24 protein-coding genes are annotated in these 23,641 nt (G+C 62.6%); 2 read left to right on the forward strand and 22 right to left on the reverse strand.

Annotated elements, in window-relative coordinates; translation table 11 throughout:
- From pyrR to kdpB, 18 genes are all read right to left on the reverse strand, one after another.
- A complete protein-coding gene (gene pyrR / locus K5607_RS00170; RefSeq protein ID WP_054774455.1) occupies window positions 1-513 on the reverse strand; it encodes a bifunctional pyr operon transcriptional regulator/uracil phosphoribosyltransferase PyrR in 513 nt (170 codons plus the stop codon).
- Window positions 510-953: a Holliday junction resolvase RuvX gene (gene ruvX, locus K5607_RS00175; RefSeq protein WP_221047844.1), complete on the reverse strand. Its 444-nt coding sequence runs from the start codon at window positions 951-953 to the stop codon at window positions 510-512. Before ruvX ends, pyrR begins: the two co-directional genes overlap by 4 nt.
- Window positions 946-1,509, reverse strand: a complete 564-nt coding sequence (locus K5607_RS00180) for a YqgE/AlgH family protein (protein ID WP_221047845.1) — start codon at window positions 1,507-1,509, stop codon at window positions 946-948. The genes ruvX and K5607_RS00180 overlap by 8 nt, the downstream gene beginning before the upstream one ends.
- Window positions 1,510-1,553: 44 nt before the next feature.
- Window positions 1,554-2,447 (reverse strand): energy transducer TonB, encoded by an 894-nt coding sequence (locus K5607_RS00185; RefSeq protein WP_221047846.1) that lies wholly within the window; start codon window positions 2,445-2,447, stop codon window positions 1,554-1,556.
- On the reverse strand, window positions 2,419-3,375 hold the full coding sequence (gshB, locus tag K5607_RS00190) for a glutathione synthase (protein WP_054774557.1): 957 nt from the start codon (window positions 3,373-3,375) through the stop codon (window positions 2,419-2,421). Before gshB ends, K5607_RS00185 begins: the two co-directional genes overlap by 29 nt.
- Window positions 3,376-3,566: 191 nt before the next feature.
- Entirely contained in the window at window positions 3,567-4,001 is a 435-nt protein-coding gene (locus tag K5607_RS00195) for a GlcG/HbpS family heme-binding protein (RefSeq protein ID WP_221047847.1), read from the reverse strand.
- A gap of 99 nt (window positions 4,002-4,100) precedes the next feature.
- Window positions 4,101-4,517, reverse strand: a complete 417-nt coding sequence (locus K5607_RS00200) for a DUF3617 domain-containing protein (protein WP_054774556.1) — start codon at window positions 4,515-4,517, stop codon at window positions 4,101-4,103.
- 27 nt (window positions 4,518-4,544) lie between these two features.
- Window positions 4,545-5,066 carry a molybdenum cofactor biosynthesis protein B gene (gene moaB, locus K5607_RS00205; protein ID WP_054774555.1) on the reverse strand — a complete coding sequence of 174 codons (522 nt, stop codon included), beginning with the start codon at window positions 5,064-5,066 and terminating at the stop codon, window positions 4,545-4,547.
- 64 nt (window positions 5,067-5,130) lie between these two features.
- Window positions 5,131-6,303, reverse strand: a complete 1,173-nt coding sequence (locus K5607_RS00210; RefSeq protein ID WP_221047848.1) for a porin — start codon at window positions 6,301-6,303, stop codon at window positions 5,131-5,133.
- A 28-nt stretch (window positions 6,304-6,331) separates the two neighbouring features.
- Entirely contained in the window at window positions 6,332-7,042 is a 711-nt protein-coding gene (locus K5607_RS00215) for a response regulator (RefSeq protein WP_221047849.1), read from the reverse strand.
- The gene (locus tag K5607_RS00220) at window positions 7,039-9,792 is read right to left on the reverse strand and encodes a sensor histidine kinase (protein ID WP_221047850.1); all 2,754 of its coding nucleotides are present in this window, start codon (window positions 9,790-9,792) and stop codon (window positions 7,039-7,041) included. The genes K5607_RS00215 and K5607_RS00220 overlap by 4 nt, the downstream gene beginning before the upstream one ends.
- Before the next feature lie 20 nt (window positions 9,793-9,812).
- Window positions 9,813-11,288 (reverse strand): sodium:proton antiporter NhaD, encoded by a 1,476-nt coding sequence (nhaD, locus tag K5607_RS00225; protein WP_221047851.1) that lies wholly within the window; start codon window positions 11,286-11,288, stop codon window positions 9,813-9,815.
- A 63-nt stretch (window positions 11,289-11,351) separates the two neighbouring features.
- The gene (locus tag K5607_RS00230; RefSeq protein WP_054773811.1) at window positions 11,352-12,377 is read right to left on the reverse strand and encodes an FAD:protein FMN transferase; all 1,026 of its coding nucleotides are present in this window, start codon (window positions 12,375-12,377) and stop codon (window positions 11,352-11,354) included.
- Between the two features lie 154 nt (window positions 12,378-12,531).
- A complete protein-coding gene (gene kdpE, locus K5607_RS00235) occupies window positions 12,532-13,236 on the reverse strand; it encodes a two-component system response regulator KdpE (protein WP_221047852.1) in 705 nt (234 codons plus the stop codon).
- Between the two features lie 2 nt (window positions 13,237-13,238).
- Window positions 13,239-15,968, reverse strand: coding sequence for a sensor histidine kinase (locus K5607_RS00240; RefSeq protein ID WP_221047853.1), 2,730 nt, complete (start codon window positions 15,966-15,968; stop codon window positions 13,239-13,241).
- A complete protein-coding gene (locus tag K5607_RS00245; protein WP_221047854.1) occupies window positions 15,955-16,323 on the reverse strand; it encodes a PepSY domain-containing protein in 369 nt (122 codons plus the stop codon). The genes K5607_RS00240 and K5607_RS00245 overlap by 14 nt, the downstream gene beginning before the upstream one ends.
- 9 nt (window positions 16,324-16,332) lie before the next feature.
- Window positions 16,333-16,905, reverse strand: coding sequence for a potassium-transporting ATPase subunit KdpC (gene kdpC / locus K5607_RS00250; RefSeq protein ID WP_221047855.1), 573 nt, complete (start codon window positions 16,903-16,905; stop codon window positions 16,333-16,335).
- A 12-nt stretch (window positions 16,906-16,917) separates the two neighbouring features.
- Complete coding sequence (gene kdpB / locus K5607_RS00255) at window positions 16,918-18,990, reverse strand: potassium-transporting ATPase subunit KdpB (protein WP_221047856.1); 2,073 nt, start codon at window positions 18,988-18,990, stop codon at window positions 16,918-16,920.
- A 313-nt stretch (window positions 18,991-19,303) separates the two neighbouring features.
- On the opposite strand from kdpB, the gene K5607_RS00260 reads away from it, so the two are divergent.
- Both K5607_RS00260 and K5607_RS00265 read left to right on the forward strand, forming a co-directional pair.
- On the forward strand, window positions 19,304-20,323 hold the full coding sequence (locus tag K5607_RS00260) for a DUF4365 domain-containing protein (RefSeq protein ID WP_082411479.1): 1,020 nt from the start codon (window positions 19,304-19,306) through the stop codon (window positions 20,321-20,323).
- 155 nt (window positions 20,324-20,478) lie between these two features.
- The gene (locus tag K5607_RS00265) at window positions 20,479-21,015 is read left to right on the forward strand and encodes an REP-associated tyrosine transposase (protein ID WP_221047857.1); all 537 of its coding nucleotides are present in this window, start codon (window positions 20,479-20,481) and stop codon (window positions 21,013-21,015) included.
- Window positions 21,016-21,110: 95 nt separating this feature from the next.
- On the opposite strand, the gene K5607_RS00270 is transcribed toward K5607_RS00265, so the two are convergent.
- The 4 genes from K5607_RS00270 to K5607_RS00285 form a co-directional block, all read right to left on the reverse strand.
- The gene (locus tag K5607_RS00270; RefSeq protein ID WP_054773426.1) at window positions 21,111-21,365 is read right to left on the reverse strand and encodes a Txe/YoeB family addiction module toxin; all 255 of its coding nucleotides are present in this window, start codon (window positions 21,363-21,365) and stop codon (window positions 21,111-21,113) included.
- A complete protein-coding gene (locus K5607_RS00275; RefSeq protein ID WP_082411478.1) occupies window positions 21,362-21,613 on the reverse strand; it encodes a type II toxin-antitoxin system Phd/YefM family antitoxin in 252 nt (83 codons plus the stop codon). The genes K5607_RS00270 and K5607_RS00275 overlap by 4 nt, the downstream gene beginning before the upstream one ends.
- Window positions 21,614-21,693: 80 nt before the next feature.
- Window positions 21,694-23,403 carry a potassium-transporting ATPase subunit KdpA gene (gene kdpA, locus K5607_RS00280; protein ID WP_054773424.1) on the reverse strand — a complete coding sequence of 570 codons (1,710 nt, stop codon included), beginning with the start codon at window positions 23,401-23,403 and terminating at the stop codon, window positions 21,694-21,696.
- On the reverse strand, window positions 23,403-23,492 hold the full coding sequence (locus K5607_RS00285; RefSeq protein WP_054773423.1) for a potassium-transporting ATPase subunit F: 90 nt from the start codon (window positions 23,490-23,492) through the stop codon (window positions 23,403-23,405). The genes kdpA and K5607_RS00285 overlap by 1 nt, the downstream gene beginning before the upstream one ends.
- Window positions 23,493-23,641: the final 149 nt, after the last annotated feature.

The following is a 23,641-nucleotide window of genomic DNA, read 5'->3' on the forward strand; positions in this document are numbered from 1 at the left end:
TTATGCTCCGGAAGCGGCCTCGCGCAGTTCCAAGCCCAAGGGCTCTGGACCGGTCAGTTTGATGCGTTGGCCCGGCGGCAGGGTCAGCCGCGCGCCGCAGCAATCGGGGCGGATGGGAATCTGCCGGCCGTCCCGCTCGATGAGCACGCCCAGCATCACGCTGGCCGGGCGGCCGTAGTCGAACACCTCGTTGAGGGCGGCGCGGATGGTGCGGCCGGTGTACAGCACGTCGTCGATGAGCAGGATGTCGCGGCCGTCCACGTCGAAGGGCAGGCTGCTGGGCGTCACCTGCGGATGCATGCCGATTTGCGAGAAATCGTCGCGGTAAAAGCTGATGTTGAGCAGGCCCAGCGGGTCCTTCAGTCCCAGCCGCTCGTGCAGCTTTTGCGCGATCCACACCCCGCCGGTGAGGATGCCCACCATGGCGGGGTCGGCGAGGCCGCGCGCGGCGATTTCGCGGCGCAGTTCCGCTTCCAGCGTGTCCAGCAGTTGGTTGATATCGAGATCGGTCACAGGCTTAACCAGGTTTGGAGGATCAGTTGGGCGGCCAGCTCGTCCTTGGCCTGCAAATAAGTTTTGCGCCGCACTTTCAGGTCGTCGTACAGCATCTGCCGCGCGTCGAAAGTGGTCAGCGTTTCGTCCACCGTATGCACCGGCAGGCTGAAGCGTCCGTGCAACTGGCGGGAAAAGCGCAGCATGGCTTGGGTGATGGGGTTTTCCGAACCGTCCTGCTGGTAGGCGATGCCCACCACCAGGCCTTCCGGCCGCCAAGTAGCAATGAGACGGGCGATGGCTTCCCAATCGGGCTTATGGCCGACGACGCGAACGGTTTCCAGCGGGCTGGCCGTGCCGGTGACGCGCTGGCCCACCGCCACGCCGATGTGCTTGCTGCCGTAATCGAAACCTAAAAAAGTGCCTTCGGCCGCCGCAGGCCGCAGCGCCGCCTCAGGCATGCCCCGCCTGCGACGACAGCAGGGCGACGTCCACCCCCATGGCCGCCACGGCATCCTTCCAGCGCTGGTTGGTGGGGCGTTCGAACAGGATGCTGCGGTCGATGGGCGTGTTCAGCCAGGCGTTGCCGAGGATTTCCTTCTCCAGCTGGCCGCCGCTCCAGCCGGCATAACCCAGGGCGACCAACACGTGCCGAGGGCCTTCGCCTCTGGCGACCGCTTCCAAGATGTCACGGGAGGTGGTCAAGGCGATGTCGTCGGAAATGCGCATGCTCGACTCCCACTGGCCCGGCGGCTCGTGGATGACGAAGCCCCTTTCCGGGTGTACCGGGCCGCCGATGAGCACCTGCATGCGGTTGACGGCGGGATTGTGGGACTCGATGTTCATCTGCGTCAGGATGTCGCCCAGGGTCAGGTCCGACGGCCGGTTGATGACGATGCCCAGCGCCCCGTCCGCGTTGTGCTGGCACATGAAAGTGACGGTGCGGGTAAAAAACAGATCCTCCATGGCCGGCATGGCGATCAGGAATTGGTTGGCGAGGCTGTCGAATTCGGTCATGGGGATAGTATGGGATTAGCGGGCGGTGCCTGCAAGGACGGGCGCTAAGGCCCCGTAGACAAATGCGAATCGCTGAAGAACTTCCAGGTGCGGGTGATGACCAGCACGTCGGCTTCTTCGCGCAGGCCGGCGGGGAAGGGGGCGAAGGGGGCGGCCAGTTCGACGATGCGCTTGGCGGCGTCGTCCAGCACCACGTGGCCGGAGGACTGGCGGACCTTGATGCTGTGGATGGTGCCGTCCTTGTTGATGCCCACGCTCAGCAGCAGGCTGCCGGACAGGCTCTGGCGGCGGGCTTCGTCGGGGTAGTTGAGGTTGCCGACCCGTTCGATTTTGTCCTGCCAGGCTTTTTCGTAGGCGGCGGCGGCGTATTTATGGGCGCTGACCGAGTTGACGTAAAGAATCTTCGACTGCTTGGCGTATTGTTCCTGGGCCTGGACGAATTCGTTGCTGAATTCGCTGATCTGCCGCTGCACCGCCGCCAGGTCGATGCTTTGCGGCGCTTCGTTGCGGCGGCGCTTGTCCTTGGCCGGCGCGGCGGCGATTTTATGGTGGGCGGACTTGGATTGGGTCAGCAGCGGCTGCTGCTGGCTGGGGGCGGGTTGGTCGGTGTCCGCCTCGCCCGCTTGCGGCTGGCCGCCGGACGGCAGGGACGGCGCGGCTTCGACCTGGGGCGCCGCCTTGGTTTTTCCCTCGCCGCCGCCCACCTGGTTTTCCGGCGCCAGGTAATCGGCCTTTTTCGGCGCCTGCTTGGACGGCAGGTGGGACAGGGTGATTTCCAGCGGTTCCCGCTCGCGCGGGCGGTCCGGCGCGCTGAAGCTCACCCCCAGGATCACCACGGCGTGGAGCAGGGCGGCGAGGAACAGCGCCAGGCTGAGGCGGTCGGTCGAGCCTTCGCCCCAGGCCAGCACTTCAGCAGCGGTCGGTAAGCGCTTGTTCAATGTGATCCATCAATTGGCCGGCGATGTTGAGGCCGAACAGCTTGTCCAACTCCTGCACGCAGGTGGGGCTGGTGACGTTCACTTCGGTGAGGTAATCGCCGATCACGTCCAGGCCGACGAACACCAGGCCCCGCTCTTTCAACGCCGGCCCCACCTGCTGGGCGATCCAGAAATCGCGGGCGGACAGCTTGCGGCCTTCGTAGCTGCCGCCGGCCGCCAGATTGCCGCGGCTTTCGCCGGCGGCGGGGATGCGCGCCAGGGCGTAGGGCACCGGTTCGCCGTTGATGACCAGGATGCGCTTGTCGCCGCTGACTATCTCCGGCAGGTAGCGCTGGCCCATGACGAAACGGCTGTTGTGCTCCGTCATGGTTTCCAGGATCACGCTCAGGTTGGGGTCGTCCTCCCGCACGCGGAAGATGGACGCGCCGCCCATGCCGTCCAGGGGCTTCAACACCACTTCGCCCTGCTCCTTGAGGAACTCGCGGATGCGGGACGCCTCGCGCGCCACCAGGGTGGGGGCGCAGCACTGCGGGAACCAGGCGGTGAACAGTTTTTCGTTGGCGTCGCGCAGGGAGCGGGGTTTGTTGACCACGTACAGGCCGCGATTTTCCGCCGCCTCCAGCAGGTAGGTGGCGTAGATGTATTCCTGGTTGAAGGGCGGGTCCTTGCGCATCAGCACCACGTCCAGCTCGTCCAGGGCGGCGTCGGTTTCGTCCAGGAAACGGAACCAGCCTTGTTCGTTGCGCTCCACCTCCACCCGCCTTGAGCGGGCGTAAGCCCGGCCGTCGCGCAGGTACAGGTCGTTGAGCTCCATATAGTGCAGCTCCCAGCCGCGCGCCTGGGCTTCCAGCAGCATGGCGAAGGAGGTGTCCTTCTTGATGTTGATGCGTGAGATGGGGTCCATCACCACGCCCAGGCGGATCGTCATGGGGATATCCGGGGCTTGTTGCGATGGGGGCATTATACCCTTGGGCGGGGGCGGAAAAGGCGGGGATGTGCAGGGCGGAACGGGAAGCGGTTCCGCCGATTCGTGTCAGTCGTCTTCCGGCTCCCTCTCCCTACGGGAGAGGGTTGGGGTGAGGGAGTGCTAAGAAGGTCCAGGCCTTTTAATCCCCCGGCTCAGGTGCGCCAGGGATGGGCCGGCAAATCGGACAGTCCGATGGCTTCCGCGCCGGCTTTGGCGACGATGTGGTCGTTTTCCACCGAGCTGCCGCTCACGCCGATGGCCCCCACCAGGATGCCATCCTGGTTGACGATGGGCAGGCCGCCCGGGAAGGTGATCAAGCCGTCGTTGGAATGCTCGATGCCGTACAAGGGGCCGGCCGGCTGCGACAGCTGGCCGATCTGGCCGGTGGGCATGCCGAAGTAGCAGGCGGTCTTGGCCTTCTTGACGGCGATGTCGATGCTGCCCACCCAGGCGTCGTTCATGCGGGCGAAGGCTTTCAGGTTGGAACCGGAATCGACGATGGCGATGCACATCTGCGTGCCGGTTTCCTCGGCTTTCTTGATGGCGGCGGCGATGGCTTTTTGCGCTTCTTCGAAGGTGACGTGCATGGTTGGCTCCTTATGGGAAATCAAGAATGGGATGATTGTAGAGGCGGTAAGCGATCGCGCACCCTATCAATCGCGAACTCCGGCTTATGCGCTGCGGTTTCATTTTGCGCAATCCCCCACCCGCCGCGCATTCATGGTCTGTTTCATGGTCTGCGTTTCCCCGTCCGACTGCATTTGCAGCTCGGTGCTGCCGGAGTAGCTGTCGCCGGAATAGGTCATGCGGCCTTGGCCGCGCATGTTGTCGCATTGCAGGGTCCAGGTGGCGGTGTTGCCTTGCAGGCTGTAGCCGGACACTTTGCAGTTGGCGTCGCCCGCGTCGGGCTGCACGGATTTTTCGCCTTGGGCCACGTCGGCGGCGGTGAAGCAGTGCTGCATGGTCATGGCGGGCATGGCCATGGGCAGGCCGGGCATTTCCGTTTGGCTGGTGATTTCCCACAGGCCGGGGCGCATATTGGGGCCGGCGGCTTGGGCGTTGGCGGCGCAGGCGAGCAGGGCGGCGAGGATCGGTCTTTTCATGGCGGCGTTCCTTCTGCTTGACGGGGATTATTTTTCCAGCAAACGGGGCATCAGTTCGGCCAAGTTGCAGGGCCGGGTGCGGTAGTCCAGCTGGTCTTTGATGAGGTGGTCCCAGGCGGTGCAGCAGGCGCCGGTGGAGCCGGGGACGCAGAAAATATAGGTGCCGTTGGCGACGCCCGCCAGGGCGCGCGACTGGATGGTGGAGGTTTTGATGTCGTGGAAGGACACCGCGCGGAACACTTCGCCGAAGCCGTCCAGCTCCTTGTCCAGCAGCGGGCGCACCGCTTCCGGCGTGCCGTCGCGGCCGGTGACGCCGGTGCCGCCGGTGGTGATGACGACGCCCACGCCGTCGTCGGCGATCCAGCGCGAGACGACGGCGCGCACTTGGTAAATGTCGTCCGGCACGATGCGTTTTTCCGCCAAGCGGTGGCCGGCGTCGATCAGGCGTTCCACCAGCGCTTTGCCGGAGGTGTCGTTGTCCTCGCTGCGGGTGTCCGACACGGTGAGGACGGCGATGGGTAGGGGAATGAAGCTGCGCGGTTCGGCCATGGGGATTCGCCTGCGGTGGATGGAGCGACAGTGTACGCCCGCCGCCCGGCGGGAAAAAGCCGGTTCAGAAGCGCACCACCGCGTCCAGGCCCAGCAGCAGCTGGTCCGGCTCGTGGCCGCCGTCGAAGGGGTTGCGCTGGGCGTCGGCCCAGTCGTAGCGCACTTCCGGCCGCAGCATCAGCCAGCCGGTGGGCTTCCAATTGACGCCGCCGGTAAGGGCGAAATAACTGGCCGCCCCGTCCGTGTAGCGCACGCCGTCGTCGTCGCGGAACCACTCGCCGCGCAGGCCCACGCCCCAAGTATCCGCGACGTCGTAAGTGAGGTAGTGCACCACGGAATACCACTCGGCGTCCTGCTTGCCGATGGCGGCGTGCTGGAAGCCGCGGTCGTGTTGCAGCACATAGTGCAGCTTGGTGCCGAAGTCCTGGTGGAAAACGGCGGTGTAATAGCTGAGGTTGGAGGAGCGGGTGTCGTCCGTGGGGCCGTTGAGGATGGAAAAGCTGAAGCCGGTGGCCTTGTCGTCGCTGTTCCAGCTGGCGCCGCCCAGGTAGCTCCAGGCGCCCAGCTTGCGGTCGAAGTTGTCCGGGCCGGTGACGGCGCCGGTTTGCACGCTGACGTTGTCGTTGACCGCGTAACTGGATAGGAAACCGGTGGTGGTGAAGGGCGAGGACTTCATGCTGTAAGTGTGCGACATGAAGAAGTTGGGCCAGGACGGCACCGATTCGTAGCCGATGATGCTGTAGAAATGGCCGATCTTGGTGGTGACGCCGTTGCCCCAAGGCGTGTAAACCTCCACATAGGCCTGCGGCAGGGCCAGGTCGTACAGGCGCAGGTCGCGCTTGTCGATCAGGCCCATGTCCCAGTGTCCGGTGGCCTGGGTATAGGGCGTGTCGGTGCCGAACATGACGTCCATGCGGCCGCCGAAATCCCAATCGTCGCCTTTTTGCGTCTGCCGTTCCACGAACAGGTTGAGCTGGTACAGGTGGAATTCGTTGGAACGGTAGTTGAAGGACACCGGGCCGTTGTTGTGGCTGGCGGGGCTGTCGCTGTTGTAGGTGAAACCCGCCGCGGCCCAGCCGCCGGCGTTGAGGCCGAATCGATCCAGGCCGGTCCAGGCGGCGGCGTCCTTGCCGGTGAGGGATTCCAGCAGGCCCTGGGGCGGCGCATCGTCGGCGCTGGCGCTGCCGGCCGCGACGATCAATAACGTTGCGACTAGCCGCTGACAAAGTCCGAACACAATGATTTCTCCTGACAGTGAGTGATGGTTAGGCGTTGCCGAAGTCGTTGCCGCAGCGAAGGCGATAGCCTACGCCAACTTCGGTGAGCAGATAGTGTGGTCGTGCGGGGTCGGCTTCCAGCTTGTGGCGCAGTTGCGCCATGTAGACTCTCACGTAGTGGGCATCGTGTACGTGGGATGGTCCCCACACCTCGCGGAGCAACTGCCGGTGGGTAACTACCAAGCCGGCATTGCGGATCAAGACAGCCAGCAAGCGGTATTCGATGCGGGACAGGCGTATCTCGCATTCGGCCAGGCAGACCTTGCGTAGCGTGAGGTCCACCGTCAAGTCGTCTACCTGGAACAGCTCGCGGTTTGCCGTGTTTTTTGCGGCGCGCCGCAACAGGGCGCGCAGGCGCGCTTCCAGTTCGCCGGCGCTGAACGGTTTGCTCAGGTAATCGTCGGCGCCGGTATCCAACGCCCGTATTTTGTCGCCTTCCTGGGAGCGAGCCGACAAAATGATAATGGGCACTTCGGAATTTTTGCGTATCGCCCGAACCACCGCCACGCCGTCCATGTCCGGCAGCCCCAGGTCTAGAATCACCACATCGGGGGGGCGGCTTTTGGCCTGGGCCAAGCCGTTGTCGCCGCTATTGGCTTCCGCCACTTGCCAGCCCAGGCCGCCCAGGCTGGTTCTGAGGACGCGCCGGGTTTGCGGATCGTCCTCGATGACCAACACCAAGGGTTCCTCGTCCGTCATGGCGGTTCCTCCGATGCATCTTCTTCGGCCATGGGAGGCGGATCCTTTTGCACCGGCAGGGTTAGGGAAAAAGCCGCCCCGCCGCCTTGGCGGCTTTCGACGCTCATTTCGCCCCCGTGGGCTTGCACGGCGGCTCTACAGATGGCCAAACCCAATCCCACGCCGCTTTGCGCGCTTTCCGCCTGGAGCCGGTAAAACTTATCGAACAGCTTTTGCTCCATTCCCGCCGGAATTCCCGGCCCACGGTCCTCTACCGCAATCGTCAGCCGATAGGGGGATAATTCGGCGGTGATGTCGATAGGGCTGCCGGGCGGCGTGTATTTCACGGCGTTGTCCAGCAGGTTGACCAATACCTGCTGCAGCAGCACGGCATCCACCCACACCAGCGGCACGCCCTCCGGCAGCCGGACAGTCACCGGCCTGTCCTGCAACGGCTTTTCCAGCTGGCCCAGGGCGCTGCCGACAATTTCTTCCAGTGCGTACCACTGCCGATCCAGGGCGATTTCGCCGCCCTCAAGGCGCGCCATGTCCAGAAGCTTGCTGGTCAAGTCCGACATGCGCAACGCCTCCTCGTGAATGGCGCGGTTGAGTTCGCGCCGATCTTCCGGCTGCAGCGAGGCATCGTTCACGACCAGGGCGCCGGAGGCGCCGACGATGTTGGTCAGCGGCGTCCGCAGGTCGTGGGAGAGGGAGCCGAGCAGGGAGTTGCGCAAGGCTTCCGTTTCTGCGCGGATGGAGGCGTTTTTCGCCCGTTCCGCCGACTGGACCCGTTCCAAAGCCTGGACGATCTGGTTGCAAAAGGTTTCCAGCAACCGTCTTTGTTCCGGCAGAAATACCCGGCGCAAACTGGCCGGCTCCAGGGCCAGCAGGCCGATGGCTTCTTGCGAGCCGCACAGGGGAATGTAAATCGCCCGATCTTCCGACAACGTGTCCGTGCCTTTGCCGGCCACCTGGCCGTGCTTGAACACCCACTGCGCCACGCGAAGGTCGATGCCGCGCAGGGGCGCAGGCAGCGACTCGGCGGTCGGGTAGGCCAGTTCTCCTTTCTCGTTACGCAGCAGCAATGCGGCCGAGCCGCCGAATTCGCCTTGCACGTGCCGCACGGCGATGTCGACGATATCCTCCTCCTCGCGGGCGCCGGCCAACTCCTTACTCAGGCCGTACAGCGCGGCGGCGCGCCTTTCCCGGAAGGCGGCGATCTTGGCCTGGGAACGCACATTCTGCATGAGGTTGCTGGTGATGACGGCGACCAGGGTCATGACCGCCAGCCCGATGAGGTTCTGCGTATCCGATATAGCGAAGGAAAAGATCGGCGGCGCGAAAAAAAAGGCGAACGCGGGGGCGGTGAGCAGGCAGGCGAGCAGGGAGGGTCCCAGCCCGTAGCGGGTGGCCAGGAGAAATACGCCGAGCAGGTAAACCATCAGGATGCTGGCCGATCCGATATGGTTGCGCAGCGGCCAAGCGATCAGCGTGCACAGGTGCGGCGTGACGATGCCCCAGAAATAGCCGGCATAGCCGGCTCTGTCGGCGGTGGGCGCAAGGCCGCTGTCGAGCTGTTCGAGGGCGGCGGCCGGTTCGGCAAGGGAAGCGTCTTCCGGTTCGCTGCCCAACAGGTAGAAGTTGATGTCGTGCGCCCGGCTGATGACGCTGTCCACCACGGAGCCGAGAAACCAGCGCCGCCAGCCCTTGCGGCCCGGCTTGCCCATGACCAGTTTGGTCGTGTTGTGTTCGCGCGCGAAATCCAGGATCGCTTCGGTCATGTCCGGTCCGGACAAGGTCGCGGTGTCCGCCCCCAGTCGTTCCGCCAGGCGCAATACGCGCAGCACCTCGTCGCGTTGCGTCGGCGGCAGGCGCTGCAACTTCGGGGTTTCCACGTAGGCGACGATCCACGCCGCGTGCAGGCTGGATGCCAAGCGTTTGCCTGCCCATACCAGGCGTTCGGCGCGGGAGTCCGGGCCGACGCAAACCAGGATGCGCTCGCCCGCTTGCCAGACTTTGCGGATGGCGTGATCGCTGCGGTACTCGCGCATTTCCGCATCGACGCGTTCGGCGGTGCGCCTAAGGGCCAGTTCGCGTAAGGCGATGAGATTGCCCTTGCGGAAGAAATGACGGTTCGCCCTTTCCTCTTGCCGAGGCAGGCAAACCTTGCCCTGCGCCAGTCGTGCCAGCAACGCGTCCGGCGGCAGGTCCACCAGCTCCACTTCGTCGGCTTCGTCGAATACCGTATCCGGGACGGTCTCCCAACCCCGTATGCCGGTGATGTTACCGACATCTTCGTGCAGGCTTTCCAAGTGCTGCACATTCAGCGTCGTGTAGACATCGATGCCGGCGTCCAGCAGCTCTTTGACGTCTTGCCAGCGTTTGCGATGGCGCGCTCCCGGCGCATTGCTGTGGGCGAGTTCGTCCACCAGGATCAAAGACGGTCGGCGGGCGAGCGCCTGATCCAGGTCGAATTCCTGCAGGGAAAGGCCGCGTTGCAAGACGATTTTCCGCGGCAGCGATTCCAGGTTCTCCAGCAACTCGGCGATTTCCTTGCTGCCGTGGGTTTCGACGATGCCCACGAGCGTTTCCCCGCCGTCCCGGTTCCGCTCTTTCGCCGCCAGCAGCATGGCATAGGTTTTCCCCACGCCGTCCGCCGCGCCGAAGAAAATCTTCAGGCGCCCGCGCCGCCGCCTTGCCTCGGCTCCCAACGCGCGGGCCGGCGAGGCGTTTGCGTTCGGACTGCGTGTGCTGGCGCCGGATGGGGACATTAAAAACGCCTGGATCGAAACTAGAACTTGCCGCCGTTAACTAAAAACAGCGTGGCGATACTGGCGAAAAAACCCAGCAGAACGGCGGGCATCCAGCGCAGGTGCAGGGTAAAAGTATAGCCTTCGCCTTCTTTCATATGCGCTTTCATCAATCCCAGCACGTGCAGGCCAGGCGCGGAACCGATCGCCAATAAGCTGCCACCCACTCCCAGCGTCAAGGTAAGCAACAACCACTGTCCTACCGGGAACGGCGGGTGCATGTTCAACACCGCGAACATCAATGTGCCGTTGTCGATGGACGAAGAAGCCAAGCCGATCATGACGTTCGCCAAGGTGGCGTTGATTTCCGTAAATAAATAATGCGCCATGGCATCTAAATATCCGAGAAAGCTAAGCGCGCCGACAATCATCATCGCGCCATAGAAAAACATCAATGTATCCCAGTCGACTCCCGCGATGCACTTGAAAACATCGAAGCCCTTCTTTGATGCTATGTAGATTTGTATTTCGTGTTCGTCGTAGGCTTCGTGCTCGGTTGCGAGGCGATAGGTTTTTTCCGATTTCGTTAAATAGTAGGCAAAGAATTGCAGTATAGCCAAGCCGAACATCATTCCAACGATTGCCGGCATATCAAGAAAAACATTCGATAAAACGGTAGCGCTGAACGTGAGTATGAATATTAAAATAATCCGTTTGCTGCCGCGCTTCAAAATCGGTATGTCCCGCGAAAACGCGGGAGCTTCCTTGGTGACAGAGAAGTGCATGATGATTGCCGGCACCAAGAAATTGACTATGCAGGGGATGGTTAAATAAAAGAACTCGGTGAAATGCAGCATGTTTTGCTGCCAAACGAAAAATGTGGAAATGCCGCCTAAGGGGCTCATGGTGCCGCCGGCATTAGCCGCAACGACGGCGTTCAGCCCTGCCAGGCCGACGAATCTGGGCTGGCCTTTGCCTATTTCCAGGATGATGTATCCCATCAGCAAGCCCACCGTCAGGCTGCTAATGACGGTAGACAACACAAAAGCCAGCGCGCCGGTAATCCAGAATAATTGCCGATAGCTGTACTGCCTGTTGCTTAACACGATTCGCAATGCATCGAAAATGCCTCGTTCGGTCATGGCATTTAAAAACGTCATCGATACGGTAATGAATAGAAATAACTCGGCGTAGGCTGTCAAATTGCTTTGGAAAATTGGGGCGATGGTTTTTGCGCTGCCGTGCTCTATCGAATAGTAAGTAAAGATGGCAAACCAAATTAGCGCGGAGCCTAGAACCATCGGTTTGGCCTTGCTGAGTTGGTGCAGGTCTTCGGTCATTGCGATGGCATAGGCCATCACCGTGACTACAATCGCAAAATAGCCGAGAAAACTGTATTTCAGGTCAGCCGGCGTTGCGGCAGCCGTTTCTTGGGCAAAGCCCAGCACGGGTAAAAGGCAAGCGAATATTAAAGCCGATAGTTGGAGGGTTTTGCTGCGGCGCGAGGTGGTTTTCATAGGGGATTCTTGAGGTTTTAATTGGGCGCACGGAGGGGTGGGTAGCCCCGCAAGGGCTGGCTCTTAGGGCTGTGGCTCTTGAGAGGAAATAAACGCCTGGCTGGCGTGTTGTACGAATTTGCCTTCGTCCCGGTAAATCAGCAGCACCTTGAGGCGTTCGGTTTCGGCGATCTTGGCGGCTTCCTTTTCGCCCACGCACAGCAGGGCGGTGTCCCAGGCGTCGGCCCAAGTGGGGTCGTCGTGGAGGACGGTGACCGAAGCCAGGTGATGGGTGACCGGCCGGCCGGTCTTCGGGTTGAGGATGTGGGAATAGGTCTGGCCGTCGGCCTCGAAATAGTTGCGGTAGGTGCCGGCGGTCATGATCGCCATGCCCTGTTGTTCGCGCATTTCCAGTATCCGCTCGACTTCGCGGGTGAACGGGTTCGGCGTCTCGATGGCGACTCGCCAAGGTTGGCCGTTGGCCTTGCGGCCTTTGACTTTCATCTCGCCGCCCACTTCCACCAGGTAGTCGTGTATTCCGGCGCTGTCCAGCAGATCCGCTATGGCTCCCACCGTGTAGCCCTGGGCGATGGACGATAAATCGATCTGCATCGCCGGATCGAGCCTGCGGATACGCGCCCCCGCCAAATCCACCTCGACGCGGGACATTCCGACGTGGGCCAGCGCCCCGTCGATTTCCTCCTGGCTGGGCACGCGGCTTTCGTGTTTGGAAAAGCCCCACAAATCGAACAGCGGCTTCACCGTCAGGTCGTAGCAACCTTCCGAGCGCTCGTACACCTGCTTGGCGATATCCACCAGCCGGGCGATTTCCGGCGAAACCGGCACCCAGTCGCTGCTGTTGAGGCGGTTGAAGCGGGAAATTTCGGAGTCGTCGCGATAATTGGACAGCTTGCGGTCGATGTCATCGAAAGTTGCTTCGATGCGAGCGCTCAGGCCATCCCGTTGTGCCGCCGGCATGTCGCCCGCCAGTTTGATGTGGTAGGTGGTGCCCTGTGCCGAGCCTGCCAGCTCGGTTTCGCCGTCGCCGGATTGGCAGGCCGATAAAATGAATAGACCGCTTAACAGGACAGCAACAAGTCGTTTTTTCATAACCTCGTGACAGTCTGGGGAGGGCATGTCGCCCTTTGCCGCAGACTTTAGTCAGGCCGGTATCAAAAACGCGTAAAAAATGGAGGCCGAATAACGGCGGACGCGATGGAGAAGGCCGGCGTGCTGAGCGACGCGGATGCGGGGGCGTTCGCCTTCAGTCCGGCGACGGGCCGTAGCGCAAGCGATAGCCGACGCCGGACTCGGTGGTCAGATAGCGCGGCCGGGTGGGATCCGCTTCCAGCTTGTGGCGCAGCTGGCTCATGTAAATCCTGAGGTAATGGGCGTCCTCCGCATGGCCCGGTCCCCAGACGTCTTTCAGCAACTGCCGGTGGGTCAGCACTTTGCCGGCGTTTTTCACCAGCACGGACAATAAGCGGAATTCGATGGGCGTCAGGTGCACTTCGCGCTCGCCGACGAACACCTGCCGCTGCAACAGGTCCACCTTGATGTCGCCCGCCTCGAACAGCGCCGCCGGCTGCTGGCCGGCGGCGGAGTGGCGCAGGGCGACGCGGACGCGGGCCAGCAGTTCGCCGATGCCGAAGGGCTTGGTCAGGTAATCGTCGGCGCCGGCGTCCAGCGCTTCGATCTTATGCTGCTCGGTGCTGCGCGCCGAGAGGACGATGACGGGCAGCTGCGTCCATTGCCGCAGCGCCTTGACCACCTCCACGCCGTCCATGTCCGGCAGGCCCAGGTCCAGGATGAGGATGTCCGGTTTGCGCTGGCCCGCTTCGATCAGGCCCCGTTGGCCGGTATCCGCTTCGAACACCTGGAAGCCTTGGCTGCCCAGGCTGGTGCGGAGGAAGCGGCGCATCTGAGGATCGTCCTCGATGACAATGATGGTGGCTGTGGCGGTTGCCATGGCTAGGGCTGCGTCTCGCTTTCCGCCTCGATTTCGGGCGGGGTCCGCTCCACCGGCAAGGCGAAGGCGAAGACCGCGCCGCCGCCGCTGCGGTTCCTGGCCTGGATGTGCCCGCCGTGGGCCTCGACGACGGCCTTGCAGATGGCCAGCCCCAGCCCGACGCCGCTTTGCGCCCCTTCCCGATGGACGCGGTAGAACTTTTCGAATAGCTGCTCTTCCTGGCCGGAGGGGAACCCCGGCCCATGGTCGGCGACGGCGATCAGTACCCGATCGGCCTCCTGCTCGGCGGAAATTTCGATGGCGCTGCCGGCCGGGGTGTAGCGCGCGGCGTTTTCCAGCAGGTTTATCAGTACCTGTTCGATCATGACGGCGTCCACGTAAAGCAGGGGCAGGGCGGTGGGCAGGCGGACCTGGAGCGGCCGGCCTTGCAACGGTTTGCCCAGCCGCGTCAGCACCGTGCCGACGATCTCTTCCAAGGAGTTCCACTGCCGGTTGAGGCTTACCATGCCGGCGTCCAGCCGCGCCATGTCGAGAATATTGTTGACCAGGTTGGACATGCGCCGCGCTTCGTCGTAGATGGCGCGGCTCAATTCGCGGCGGTCTTCCGGCCGCAGTTTGTCGTCGTTTTCCGCCAGGGTGCTGGCGGAGCCGACGATGGTGGCCAGGGGCGTGCGCAGGTCGTGGGAAATGGAGCTGAGCAGGGAGTTGCGCAGGCGTTCGGCCTCCATCTGCACAAAGGTGGCCTTGGCCTGTTCGGCGAGACGCACCCGTTCCACGGCCTGGGCGATTTGACGGCAGAACGTTTCCAGCAATTTCCGCTGCTCCGGCAGGAAAATCCGCCGCAGGTTGGCCGGCAGCAAGGCCAGCACCCCCATGGAGCCCTCGGCGCCGATCAAAGGAAAATAGACGGCCTGTGCGCCGGGCAACGTGTCGGTGCCTTGGCCCGCCATCTGGTCGTGGTCCAGTACCCACTGCGCCACGCCCAAATCGCAGCCGGCGAGCGACTCCGGCAATGGCGCGTCGGTCGGATAGACGATGCGGCCGTTGCCGTTGGGAAACAGGATCGCGTTGCGGCTGCCGAACTCCGTGCGGATGTGGCGCACGGCGATGCGCACGATGTCGTCCTCGCTGCGGCTGGCGGACAGCTCCTTCGACATGGCGTAGAGCACCGAGGCGCGACGCTCCCGGTGAGCGGCGATTTTGGCTTGGGAGCGCATATTGGCGGTCAGTTGGCTGATGACGATGGACACCGCCAACAGGGCCAGCAGCACGATCACATACTGGGTGTCCGCCACCGTAAAACTGAAATAGGGCGTGACGAAGAGATAGTCGAATGCCGCCACGCCCAGCAGCGAGGCCAGGATGGATGGCCCGCGGCCGAAGCGGGAAGCGACGAACACCACCCCCGCCAGATAGATCATGACCAGATTGGCAAGCTCGAAGTGGCCGAGCAGGGTCTTGGCGACCAGCGTGCTCAGGGCGATGGTGGCGACGGCCCACAGATAGCCGCTATCGTGGCGCTTGCGCGCCGAGTCGCTTTCGTCGCGCGGCGGGGCGCGTTGCGCCTCCCGTGCCGCCGGTTCCCCCCGCGGGCTGCCCAATAGGTAGACGTTGATGTTGTGGGCTTCGGCAATCACCCGGTCGACCACCGAGCCGAGCAGCCAGCGTTTCCAGCCGCGCCGGGTCGGCTTGCCCATGAAAATCTTGGTGACGTTGCGTTCCCTGGCGAAATCCAGGATCGCTTCGGTCATGTCCGGCGCGCTCAGCGTCACCGTTTCCGCACCGAGCCGTTCCGCCTGGCGCAGCACGGCCAGCACTTGGTCGCGGCGTTCCGCGGGCAGGCGCTGCAATTTGGGGGTTTCCACGTAAGCCACGATCCAGTCGGCGTGGAGGCCGGCAGCGAGCCGCTTGCCGGCGCGCACCAGCCGTTCGGAAATGGGCGAAGGCCCGATGCACACCAGCACCCGGTCTCCCACCTGCCACACGTCGCGGATGGCGTGGTCGTCGCGGTAGTCCTGCATCTGCGCGTCCACTCGGTCGGCCGTGCAGCGCAGCGCCAGTTCGCGCAGGGCGATGAGGTTGCCTTTGCGGAAAAAATGCTGAACGGCTTTTTCCGCCTGTTGCGGCAGGTAAACCTTGCCTTCCTTGAGGCGGTTCAGCAGTTCGTCCGGCGGCAGGTCCACCAGTTCCACTTCGTCGGCTTCTTCGAACACCGTGTCCGGCACCGACTCCCACACGCGGATGCCGGAGATTTGCCCCACGTCGTCGCACAGGCTTTCCAGGTGCTGCACGTTGAGGGTGGTGTAGACGTCGATGCCGGCGTCCAGCAATTCCCTCACGTCCTGCCAGCGCTTGGGATGGCGCGAGCCGGGCACGTTGCTGTGGGCCAGTTCGTCGACCAGGATGAGGGTCGGCCTGCGTTTCAGGGCGCCGTCCAGGTCGAATTCGCGTAGACGGGTGCCGCGGTAGGCGAGGTGATGGACGGGCAGTATTTCCAGCCCCTCCAGCAAGGCGGCGGTTTCCTTGCGGCCGTGGGTTTCCACCAGCCCCACCACCACGTCCACCGCTTCGGCGCGCCGCTCCCGCGCCGCCAGCAGCATGGCGAAGGTTTTGCCGACGCCGGCGGAAGCGCCGAAAAAAATTTTCAGCCGGCCGCGCCGGGCCTTGGCCTCGTCGCGCTCGACCTTGGCGAGCAGGTCATCGGGGTCGGGGCGCTGGTCAGGGGGCGCCATGTTTGATTCCGGGCCGGCCGTCGGGCGCGAGGTCCAGCGGCGGCACCGTGGTGTTGGACATGGGATTCGTTTCCATGGGTAGAATGCGGCCGGTGGCGCCGTCGCAAAACACTTTCCGCGCCTGTCCGTCGCTGCTGCGGATGTCGAAGCGGAACCGGTAATGGCCTTGCTGCCAGAGCAAGCCGAGATTTTCCACCGTGCCGGGCGCCAACGCCAGGGCGGCCAGCCGGCACGGTTCGAGGTTTTGCTTGCTGGGCGGAAGGCGGTAAGGGTCGGCGAGTTGTGCTGCGGCGCTGCCGTTCCACAGCGACAGCGCCAGCGCACATACAGCCCAAGCAGGTGGTATACGGCCCATGGGATTCGCTCAGCGCAAGGCGTCCAACGCCAAGTTGAGTTGCAGCACATTGACCCGCAGTTCGCCCAGCACGCCCAGTTGGCGGCCTGCGGTATGTTTTTTTACTAGCTCGCGCACTTTTTCCGGCGGCAGCCGGCGCGCCCGCGCCACGCGTTCTACTTGGTATTCCGCCGCGGCCGGGCTGATGTGGGGATCCAGGCCGCTGGCCGAGGCGGTGACCAAATCGACGGGTATCGGCGCGGTATTGTGGGGGTTGGCGTCCTTGAGTGCCTGGATACGCGCCTTGACCGCTTCCGCCAGGGCCGGATTGGCCGGACCCAGGTTGGAGTCGCCGGACGCGGCGGCGTTGTACGGCATGGGCGCCGTGGCCGACGGCCGGCCCCAGAAGTATTGGGGGCCGCTGAACGGCTGGCCGATCAGCGCCGATCCGGCCGGCTTGCCGTCTTGAACGATCAGGCTGCCGTTGGCCTGGAAGGGAAAAGCGATTTGCGCGATGCCGGTGACCAGCAGGGGGTAGGCAATGCCGGTGGCGATGCTCCACAACAGCAGCATGGCGGCGGCGGTTTTCAAGTGCTGACGCATGGTGCAGCTCCTTTAAATCAGACCGAGCTGGGTAAGCATGAGGTCGATGAGCTTGATGCCGGCGAACGGCACGACAAGCCCGCCCAGGCCATACAGCAGCAGATTGTCCCGCAGCAGTTGTTCGGCGCCGAGCGCCCGGTAGGCAACGCCTTTCAAGGCTAGGGGAATCAGCGCCACGATAATCAACGCGTTGAAGATCACCGCCGACAGGATAGCGCTGTCCGGGCTGGCGAGATGCATGACGTTGAGGGCGTTCAATTGCGGGTAGGTGCCGGCAAACGCGGCCGGGATAATCGCGAAGTACTTGGCCACGTCGTTGGCCAGGCTGAAGGTGGTCAGCGCGCCGCGGGTCATGAGCATTTGCTTGCCGGTTTCCACGATTTCGATCAGCTTGGTGGGGTTGGAGTCCAAATCCACCATGTTGCCGGCCTCCTTGGCCGCCTGGGTGCCGGAATTCATCGCCACCGCCACGTCGGCCTGGGCTAGGGCCGGGGCGTCGTTGGTGCCGTCTCCCGTCATGGCGACCAGCCGGCCGTCGGCCTGGTAATCGCGGATCAATTTGAGTTTGGTCTCCGGCGTGGCTTCCGCCAGGAAATCGTCCACCCCCGCTTCGGCGGCGATGGCGGCGGCGGTCAGGCGGTTGTCGCCGGTAATCATCACCGTCTTGATGCCCATGCGGCGCAGCTCGATGAAGCGCTCCTTGATGCCGCCCTTGACGATGTCCTTCAGCTCGATGACGCCCAGCACGCTGCGACCTTCCGCCACCACCAGCGGCGTACTGCCCCGCCGCGCTACGTCGTCCACCAGCTTGCGCATCTCTGCCGGAAAGTTGCCGCCGCATTCTTCCACGTACTGGCGGATGGCGTCGGCCGCGCCCTTGCGGATCTGCCGTGACCCCAAATTGACGCCGCTCATGCGCGTCTGGGCGCTGAAGTGCACGAAGGTGGCGTCCAGGGCGTGCACGTCCCGCTCGCGCAGGCCGAACTTCTGTTTGGCCAGCACCACGATGCTGCGGCCTTCCGGCGTTTCGTCCGCCAGGGAAGCCAGCTGCGCGGCGTCCGCCAGGGCCTTTTCGCTGACGCCGGCCACCGGCAGGAAAGCCGCTGCCTGGCGGTTGCCCAGGGTGATGGTGCCGGTCTTGTCCAGCAGCAGCACGTCCACATCGCCGGCCGCTTCCACCGCCCGGCCGGAAGTGGCAACGACGTTTTTCTGCATCATGCGGCCGATGCCGGCCACGCCGATGGCGGACAACAGCCCGCCGATGGTGGTGGGGATCAGGCACACCAACAGCGCCACCAGCACCGTGATGGTGATGGGCCGGCCGGCGCCGGCGGTTTCCACCGCGTAGAGGGAGAAGGGCAGCAAGGTCACGGTGGCCATGAGGAAGATCAAGGTCAGCGCCACCAGCAGGATGGTCAGGGCGATTTCGTTGGGGGTCTTCTGTCGTTTGGCGCCTTCCACCATGGCGATCATGCGGTCCAGGAAGGCTTCGCCCGGATTGACGGCGATGCGCACCACCAGCCAGTCCGACAGCACCCGCGTGCCGCCGGTCACCGAACTGAAGTCGCCGCCGGACTCGCGGATCACCGGCGCCGATTCGCCGGTGATGGCGCTTTCGTCCACCGAGGCCACGCCTTCGATCACCTCGCCGTCGCCGGGCACGAAATCGCCGGCTTCGATGAGCACCACGTCGCCCTTGCGCAGGGTGGAGCCGGCCACTTTGGAATAGTTGGAACCGTAACGCGGCTCGTCCAATTTCTTGGCGGCGATATCGCGCTTGGCCGAGCGCAGGAACGCCGCCTGCGCCTTGCTGCGCCCTTCCGCCACCGCCTCGGCGAAGTTGGCGAACAGCACCGTGAACCACAGCCATAGCGTAACGGCCAGGATGAAACCGGACGGCGCCTCGCCTTCGCCACCTAGCGCCTGCAACCACAGCACGGTGGTCAGCAAGCTGCCGAGATACACGACGAACATCACCGGATTCTTCCACTGCTGGCGCGGCGCCAGCTTGCGGAAAGCATCGACCAGCGCCTGTTGCACGATGGCCCGATCGAACAAGCCGGCGGAATGGGGCTTATGGCTCATGGAAGGCTCCCGGTAAATGGCGAGGCTGCCGCTGAAAGACGGCCGCCACGGGAAAGCCTATACCGGGCGTTGTAAAAAAGCCGTCAAGATTGAAGCGCGAGGCCTGACCGTGACCACGGATATAGCGACGCTCGCTGGTAGCGTCCGGCCACATCGAAGGAAACAGCCACATGGCAGGATTTCCGTATCTGTATAACTTGGCGACCCGGGAAGATAGGCCGTTAGGAGCGCGATGGAAAATATGAGCTGCTTGTCAAGATGTCTGGCGGCCTGTATAGATAGGTAGAAACCGTACAATCACTTGTTATGCTCCATGAATACCGATCTCCCGCGTTTCTCCCACGCAGCTCAACAAGGTGAGCGTGGTGTTCAAGTGGTATCGAACATCGTATTCGATGAGTTCGGATGGATATTCAAACGCAACCATCAAGAACACGATTTCGGCATCGATGGGCAGGTTGAGGTTGTAACCATGGACGGCCACGTAACTGGACAGCTTCTCGCCGTGCAGATCAAGTACGGAAAGAGTTTCTTTCAAGAGAAGAATCGATGGGGCTACATCTATCGAGGAGAGCAAAAGCATTTCAATTACTTGGCCAACTACCCAATTCCCGTCTTGATTGTGCTATGCCATCCAGAGTCAAAGGAATGCTACTGGGTCCGCTTTCTGCCCCAAGAGACCCAGCCTGCCGGCGACAACTGGAAAATTACAGTGTTTTTCGAGAATATTTTGCGCGAGTCAAAAGCTAAGATCGAGGCACTACTTCCACCGTTGATGGACCACCGAGAAGCACTAGAAGCCTATTGGGCGGTAAACAATCTTCTTGCCGAATCAGACTATCTTCACTTCATTATTGACCGACCAGAGGTCGAGTCGAAAGACATCACTCGAACACGAGAATTCTTTGACCGCCTTCGCGTGACAAGAGAGTTGGCACTCGAGAATCAAGGGAAAGTCGAACTCAGCTTTTTCGGCTACGAAAATGATCCGCGAGAACTATTTGAGATCCCCGTGGTTCGAGAGTACATTTCGATTCTTTCCCCCGCTCTACCAGAGTTGTTTTTCTTCGTTCGAACGCAGCAACCCACGTCAACGCTAAAGACATTCGCCCTATGCCAGACCAATGTCTCTTGGGTTGACGGCAGATCGACTCGCCTTGTCGCCAAGCAAATTGTCTACGACACCGACAAGGTGGTTGACTTTCTTCAATTGGGATACTCAGGCCTGAATGAAATGACCGAATGGCTTGCCCTTCCACTGGAGGAAAATATTCGTATTTCCGCCGATGTCGCGCACTGCTTAGGCATACGCGCTGAAACCGATGTGGCATAACCCGGCAGCACGCAACCCGTAACCCGCATTCGTAGGGTGCAATAGCGGTCCTCCGCGTATTGCACCGAATGGAGGCGTTCAAGGCCACATAAGGGTTGGCTAAGCAACGAGCCGCCTATATAAACCCCGTCCATGGTCGATTTCAAGGAAACCCGATGTCCGACTACCGACGTTACCGTGTTCCTGGAGGGACGTACTTTTTCACGGTGAACTTGCTCGAAAGATACGCCAACGATCTTCTTACGCGCCACGTCGATATTCTGCGCGAGGTTGTCCGGGAAACCCGCCATCGCCGGCCGTTTCATATCGATGCCTGGGTGGTGTTGCCGGAACATTTGCATTGCGTATGGACATTGCCGCCGGGCGATGTGGACAACGCCAATCGTTGGCGGATCATCAAACAGCAATTTTCCAAGGCTTTGCCTGTCACAGAGCGGAGATCGGCCGTGCGCATCGCGCGCGGGGAAAGAGGTATCTGGCAGCGGCGGTTCTGGGATCACGTGATCCGGGATGATGCGGATTACGCCGCACATATCGACTATTGCCATATCAATCCGATCAAGCATGGCTTGGTCAAACATGTGGCGGATTGGCCTTACTCAACTTTCCATCGGTATGTCGAGCAGGGGATATATCCAGCGAATTGGGCGACGCCACCCAGTCTTGACGTCGTTGACGGCGAGCGCAAATAAAATCGGATAGGCCGCCATGCGGCGCAATACGCGGAGGACCGCTATTGCGCCCTACAGAATTGGGTTACGCCTTGGCAATGTCCGCAGCCATGAGGTCAGTAGTGAAAACGGAGTTGCACAATTTCCAGCGCATCATTGGCTATGCGGTACACCATGCGATGCTCGTCCGTAATCCGCCGTGACCAAAAGCCCGATAGTGCATGTTTCAATGGCTCGGGCTTGCCCACTCCGCTGAACGGTTCGCGCTGTACTTCACAGATCAGCTTGTTGATCCGTTCCACCATGCGCTTATCTTGCTTTTGCCAATGCAGGTAATCTTCCCAGGCCTCGTCCGAGAAGATCAGCTTCACGGGGCCCGTTCTTGCTCGACGCCTTTGCCGGCGTTCAGTTGTGCAATGGCGGAAAGAAGCCGCTTGGCGTTGGCGGGAGTACGCAGGAGATAGGCGGTTTCCTCCAGCGCCTTGTAGTCTTCGAGCGAAAGCATCACAACGGACTGTTCGCCGTTGCGGGTAATGATCAACGCCTCGTGGTCGTTGCAAACCCTATCCATTGTGCTGGCGAGGTTTGCACGAGCGGTCGTGTAAGTAATCGCGTCCATAGGTGGCTCCGTGAATGTACGCGTTAACGTACAACGCTGGGTATCGAGTGTCCAGCGTGGCACAACCTCCACCAAATGATTCAGCGCACGCCGATCATCTGCAACTGCTCCACCACCGGCCCCAGGGCCAGGGCGGGGATGAAGGTCAGCGCGCCCACCAGCAGCACGGTGCCGACGAGCAGGGCGACGAACAATGGCGTGTGGGTGGGCAGCGTGCCCGGTCCGGCCGGCACGGTTTTCTTGGCGGCGAGGGAGCCGGCGATGGCTAGCACCGGCACCGCCAGCCAATAGCGGGAAATCAGCATGGCCAGTCCCAGCGTGACGTTGTAGAAAGGCGTGTTGGCCGACAATCCGGCGAAGGCGCTGCCGTTGTTGTTGCCCGCCGAGGAGAAGGCGTAGAGGATTTCGCTGAAGCCGTGGGGGCCGGGGTTGGCGACGGCGGCTCTGCCGGCTTCCGTCATCACGGCGACGGCGGTGCCGCCCAGCACCAATAGCGGTGGGATGAGGATGACCAGTGCCGCCATTTTCATCTCGTAAGCTTCGATTTTCTTGCCCAGGTATTCCGGCGTGCGGCCGATCATGAGGCCCGCCACGAACACGGCGACGAGGGCGAATACGATCATGCCGTACAGGCCGGAGCCGACGCCGCCGTAGATCACCTCGCCCAGTTGCATCAGCCACATCGGCACCATGCCGCCTAGGGGCGTGAAGGCGTCGTGCATGGCGTTGACCGAGCCGTTGGAGGCGGCGGTGGTGGCGACGGCCCACAGCGCCGAGTTGGCGATGCCGAAGCGGGTTTCCTTGCCTTCCATGTTGCCGCCGGCCTGATCCAGGCCCAAGCCGGCGAGCCGTGGGTTGCCGGCTTGTTCGGCGCTTACGGTAGCGAACAGCGCGGCGGCGAATACCAGCGTCATGGCCGCCAGGACGGCCCGGCCTTGCCGGTTGTCTCCGACCATGGCGCCGAACGTGTGGCACAGCGCCGCGGGGATCAGCAGGATGGCCAGCATTTCCAGGAAATTGGACAAGGGGGTGGGATTTTCCAGCGGATGGGCGGAGTTGGCGTTGAAAAAGCCGCCGCCGTTGGTGCCCAGCTGCTTGATCGCCACTTGCGAGGCGGCCGGGCCTACGGCGATGGTTTGTTCCTTGGTCTCGGCTTTTTCCGCCAGCGCCACCGTCTGATAGGGGGCGAAAGTCTGCACTACGCCCTGGCTCGCCAAGGCCAGCGCCAGCAACAGCGACAGCGGCAGCAGGATGTACAGGGTGCCGCGGGTCAGGTCCACCCAGAAGTTGCCGATGGTCTCCGTATTGCGCCGCACGAAGCCCCGCACCAGCGCCACCAGCACCGCCATGCCGGTGGCGGCGGACAGGAAATTCTGCACCGTCAGCCCCAGCATCTGCGTCAGGTAGCTCAGGGTGGTTTCGCCGCCGTAGCCTTGCCAGTTGGTGTTGCTGGCGAAGCTGACGGCCGTGTTGAAGGCCGAATCGGCGGAAACATTGGGCAAGCCCTGAGGGTTCAGCGGCAACCCGGCTTGCAGTCGTTGCAGGGCGAATACCGCCAGCGCGCCCAGCAGGTTGAATATCAGCATGGCGGCGGCGTAATCGGTCCAGCGCATTTCCCGCTGAGCGTCGATGCCGCACAGGCGATAGGCGAACTTCTCCAGCGGGGCCAGCCAGCGATTCGCCGCGGACTCCCCTTGATAAACCCGCGCTATGTAAACGCCCAGCGGTTTGGCCAGGGCCAGCAGCGCGGCGAGGTAGAGCAGGATTTGCAGCCAGCCTTGGCCCGTCATCAGAATTTCTCCGGGTAGAGCAGCGCGGCGACCAGGTAGACGAAGACCAGCAGCGCCAGCAGGGCGCTAAGGAGATAAATGCCGCTCATGGCGCGCCTCGCAATTTTTCGCAGCCGTATACCAACGCCAGGGTGACGGCGAAAAACGCCACGATCAGGAGGATGAAGAGCGATTCCATGGATCACCTGCAAAGCGGGAAAGCGTTGGCGCTTAAGGCAACTCTGAACAAGTCCATCCA

Source organism: Methylogaea oryzae, from assembly GCF_019669985.1.
In the GTDB taxonomy this organism is placed as follows: Bacteria; Pseudomonadota; Gammaproteobacteria; order Methylococcales; family Methylococcaceae; genus Methylogaea; species Methylogaea oryzae.

Bases quoted from the DNA above. Each gene is read 5' to 3' on its own strand.
- K5607_RS00220 (WP_221047850.1), bottom strand. From the start codon at position 9,792: ATGTCCCCATCCGGCGCCAGCACACGCAGTCCGAACGCAAACGCCTCG.
- K5607_RS00285 (WP_054773423.1), bottom strand. From the start codon at position 23,492: ATGAGCGGCATTTATCTCCTTAGCGCCCTGCTGGCGCTGCTGGTCTTC.
- K5607_RS00240 (WP_221047853.1), bottom strand. From the start codon at position 15,968: ATGGCGCCCCCTGACCAGCGCCCCGACCCCGATGACCTGCTCGCCAAG.
- nhaD (WP_221047851.1), bottom strand. From the start codon at position 11,288: ATGAAAACCACCTCGCGCCGCAGCAAAACCCTCCAACTATCGGCTTTA.
- K5607_RS00200 (WP_054774556.1), bottom strand. From the start codon at position 4,517: ATGAAAAGACCGATCCTCGCCGCCCTGCTCGCCTGCGCCGCCAACGCC.
- kdpE (WP_221047852.1), bottom strand. From the start codon at position 13,236: ATGGCAACCGCCACAGCCACCATCATTGTCATCGAGGACGATCCTCAG.
- kdpC (WP_221047855.1), bottom strand. From the start codon at position 16,905: ATGCGTCAGCACTTGAAAACCGCCGCCGCCATGCTGCTGTTGTGGAGC.
- K5607_RS00195 (WP_221047847.1), bottom strand. From the start codon at position 4,001: ATGCACGTCACCTTCGAAGAAGCGCAAAAAGCCATCGCCGCCGCCATC.
- kdpB (WP_221047856.1), bottom strand. From the start codon at position 18,990: ATGAGCCATAAGCCCCATTCCGCCGGCTTGTTCGATCGGGCCATCGTG.
- moaB (WP_054774555.1), bottom strand. From the start codon at position 5,066: ATGGCCGAACCGCGCAGCTTCATTCCCCTACCCATCGCCGTCCTCACC.
- gshB (WP_054774557.1), bottom strand. From the start codon at position 3,375: ATGACGATCCGCCTGGGCGTGGTGATGGACCCCATCTCACGCATCAAC.
- K5607_RS00260 (WP_082411479.1), top strand. From the start codon at position 19,304: ATGAATACCGATCTCCCGCGTTTCTCCCACGCAGCTCAACAAGGTGAG.
- K5607_RS00215 (WP_221047849.1), bottom strand. From the start codon at position 7,042: ATGACGGACGAGGAACCCTTGGTGTTGGTCATCGAGGACGATCCGCAA.
- kdpA (WP_054773424.1), bottom strand. From the start codon at position 23,403: ATGACGGGCCAAGGCTGGCTGCAAATCCTGCTCTACCTCGCCGCGCTG.
- K5607_RS00230 (WP_054773811.1), bottom strand. From the start codon at position 12,377: ATGAAAAAACGACTTGTTGCTGTCCTGTTAAGCGGTCTATTCATTTTA.
- K5607_RS00245 (WP_221047854.1), bottom strand. From the start codon at position 16,323: ATGGGCCGTATACCACCTGCTTGGGCTGTATGTGCGCTGGCGCTGTCG.
- ruvX (WP_221047844.1), bottom strand. From the start codon at position 953: ATGCCTGAGGCGGCGCTGCGGCCTGCGGCGGCCGAAGGCACTTTTTTA.
- K5607_RS00265 (WP_221047857.1), top strand. From the start codon at position 20,479: ATGTCCGACTACCGACGTTACCGTGTTCCTGGAGGGACGTACTTTTTC.
- K5607_RS00180 (WP_221047845.1), bottom strand. From the start codon at position 1,509: ATGACCGAATTCGACAGCCTCGCCAACCAATTCCTGATCGCCATGCCG.
- K5607_RS00275 (WP_082411478.1), bottom strand. From the start codon at position 21,613: ATGGACGCGATTACTTACACGACCGCTCGTGCAAACCTCGCCAGCACA.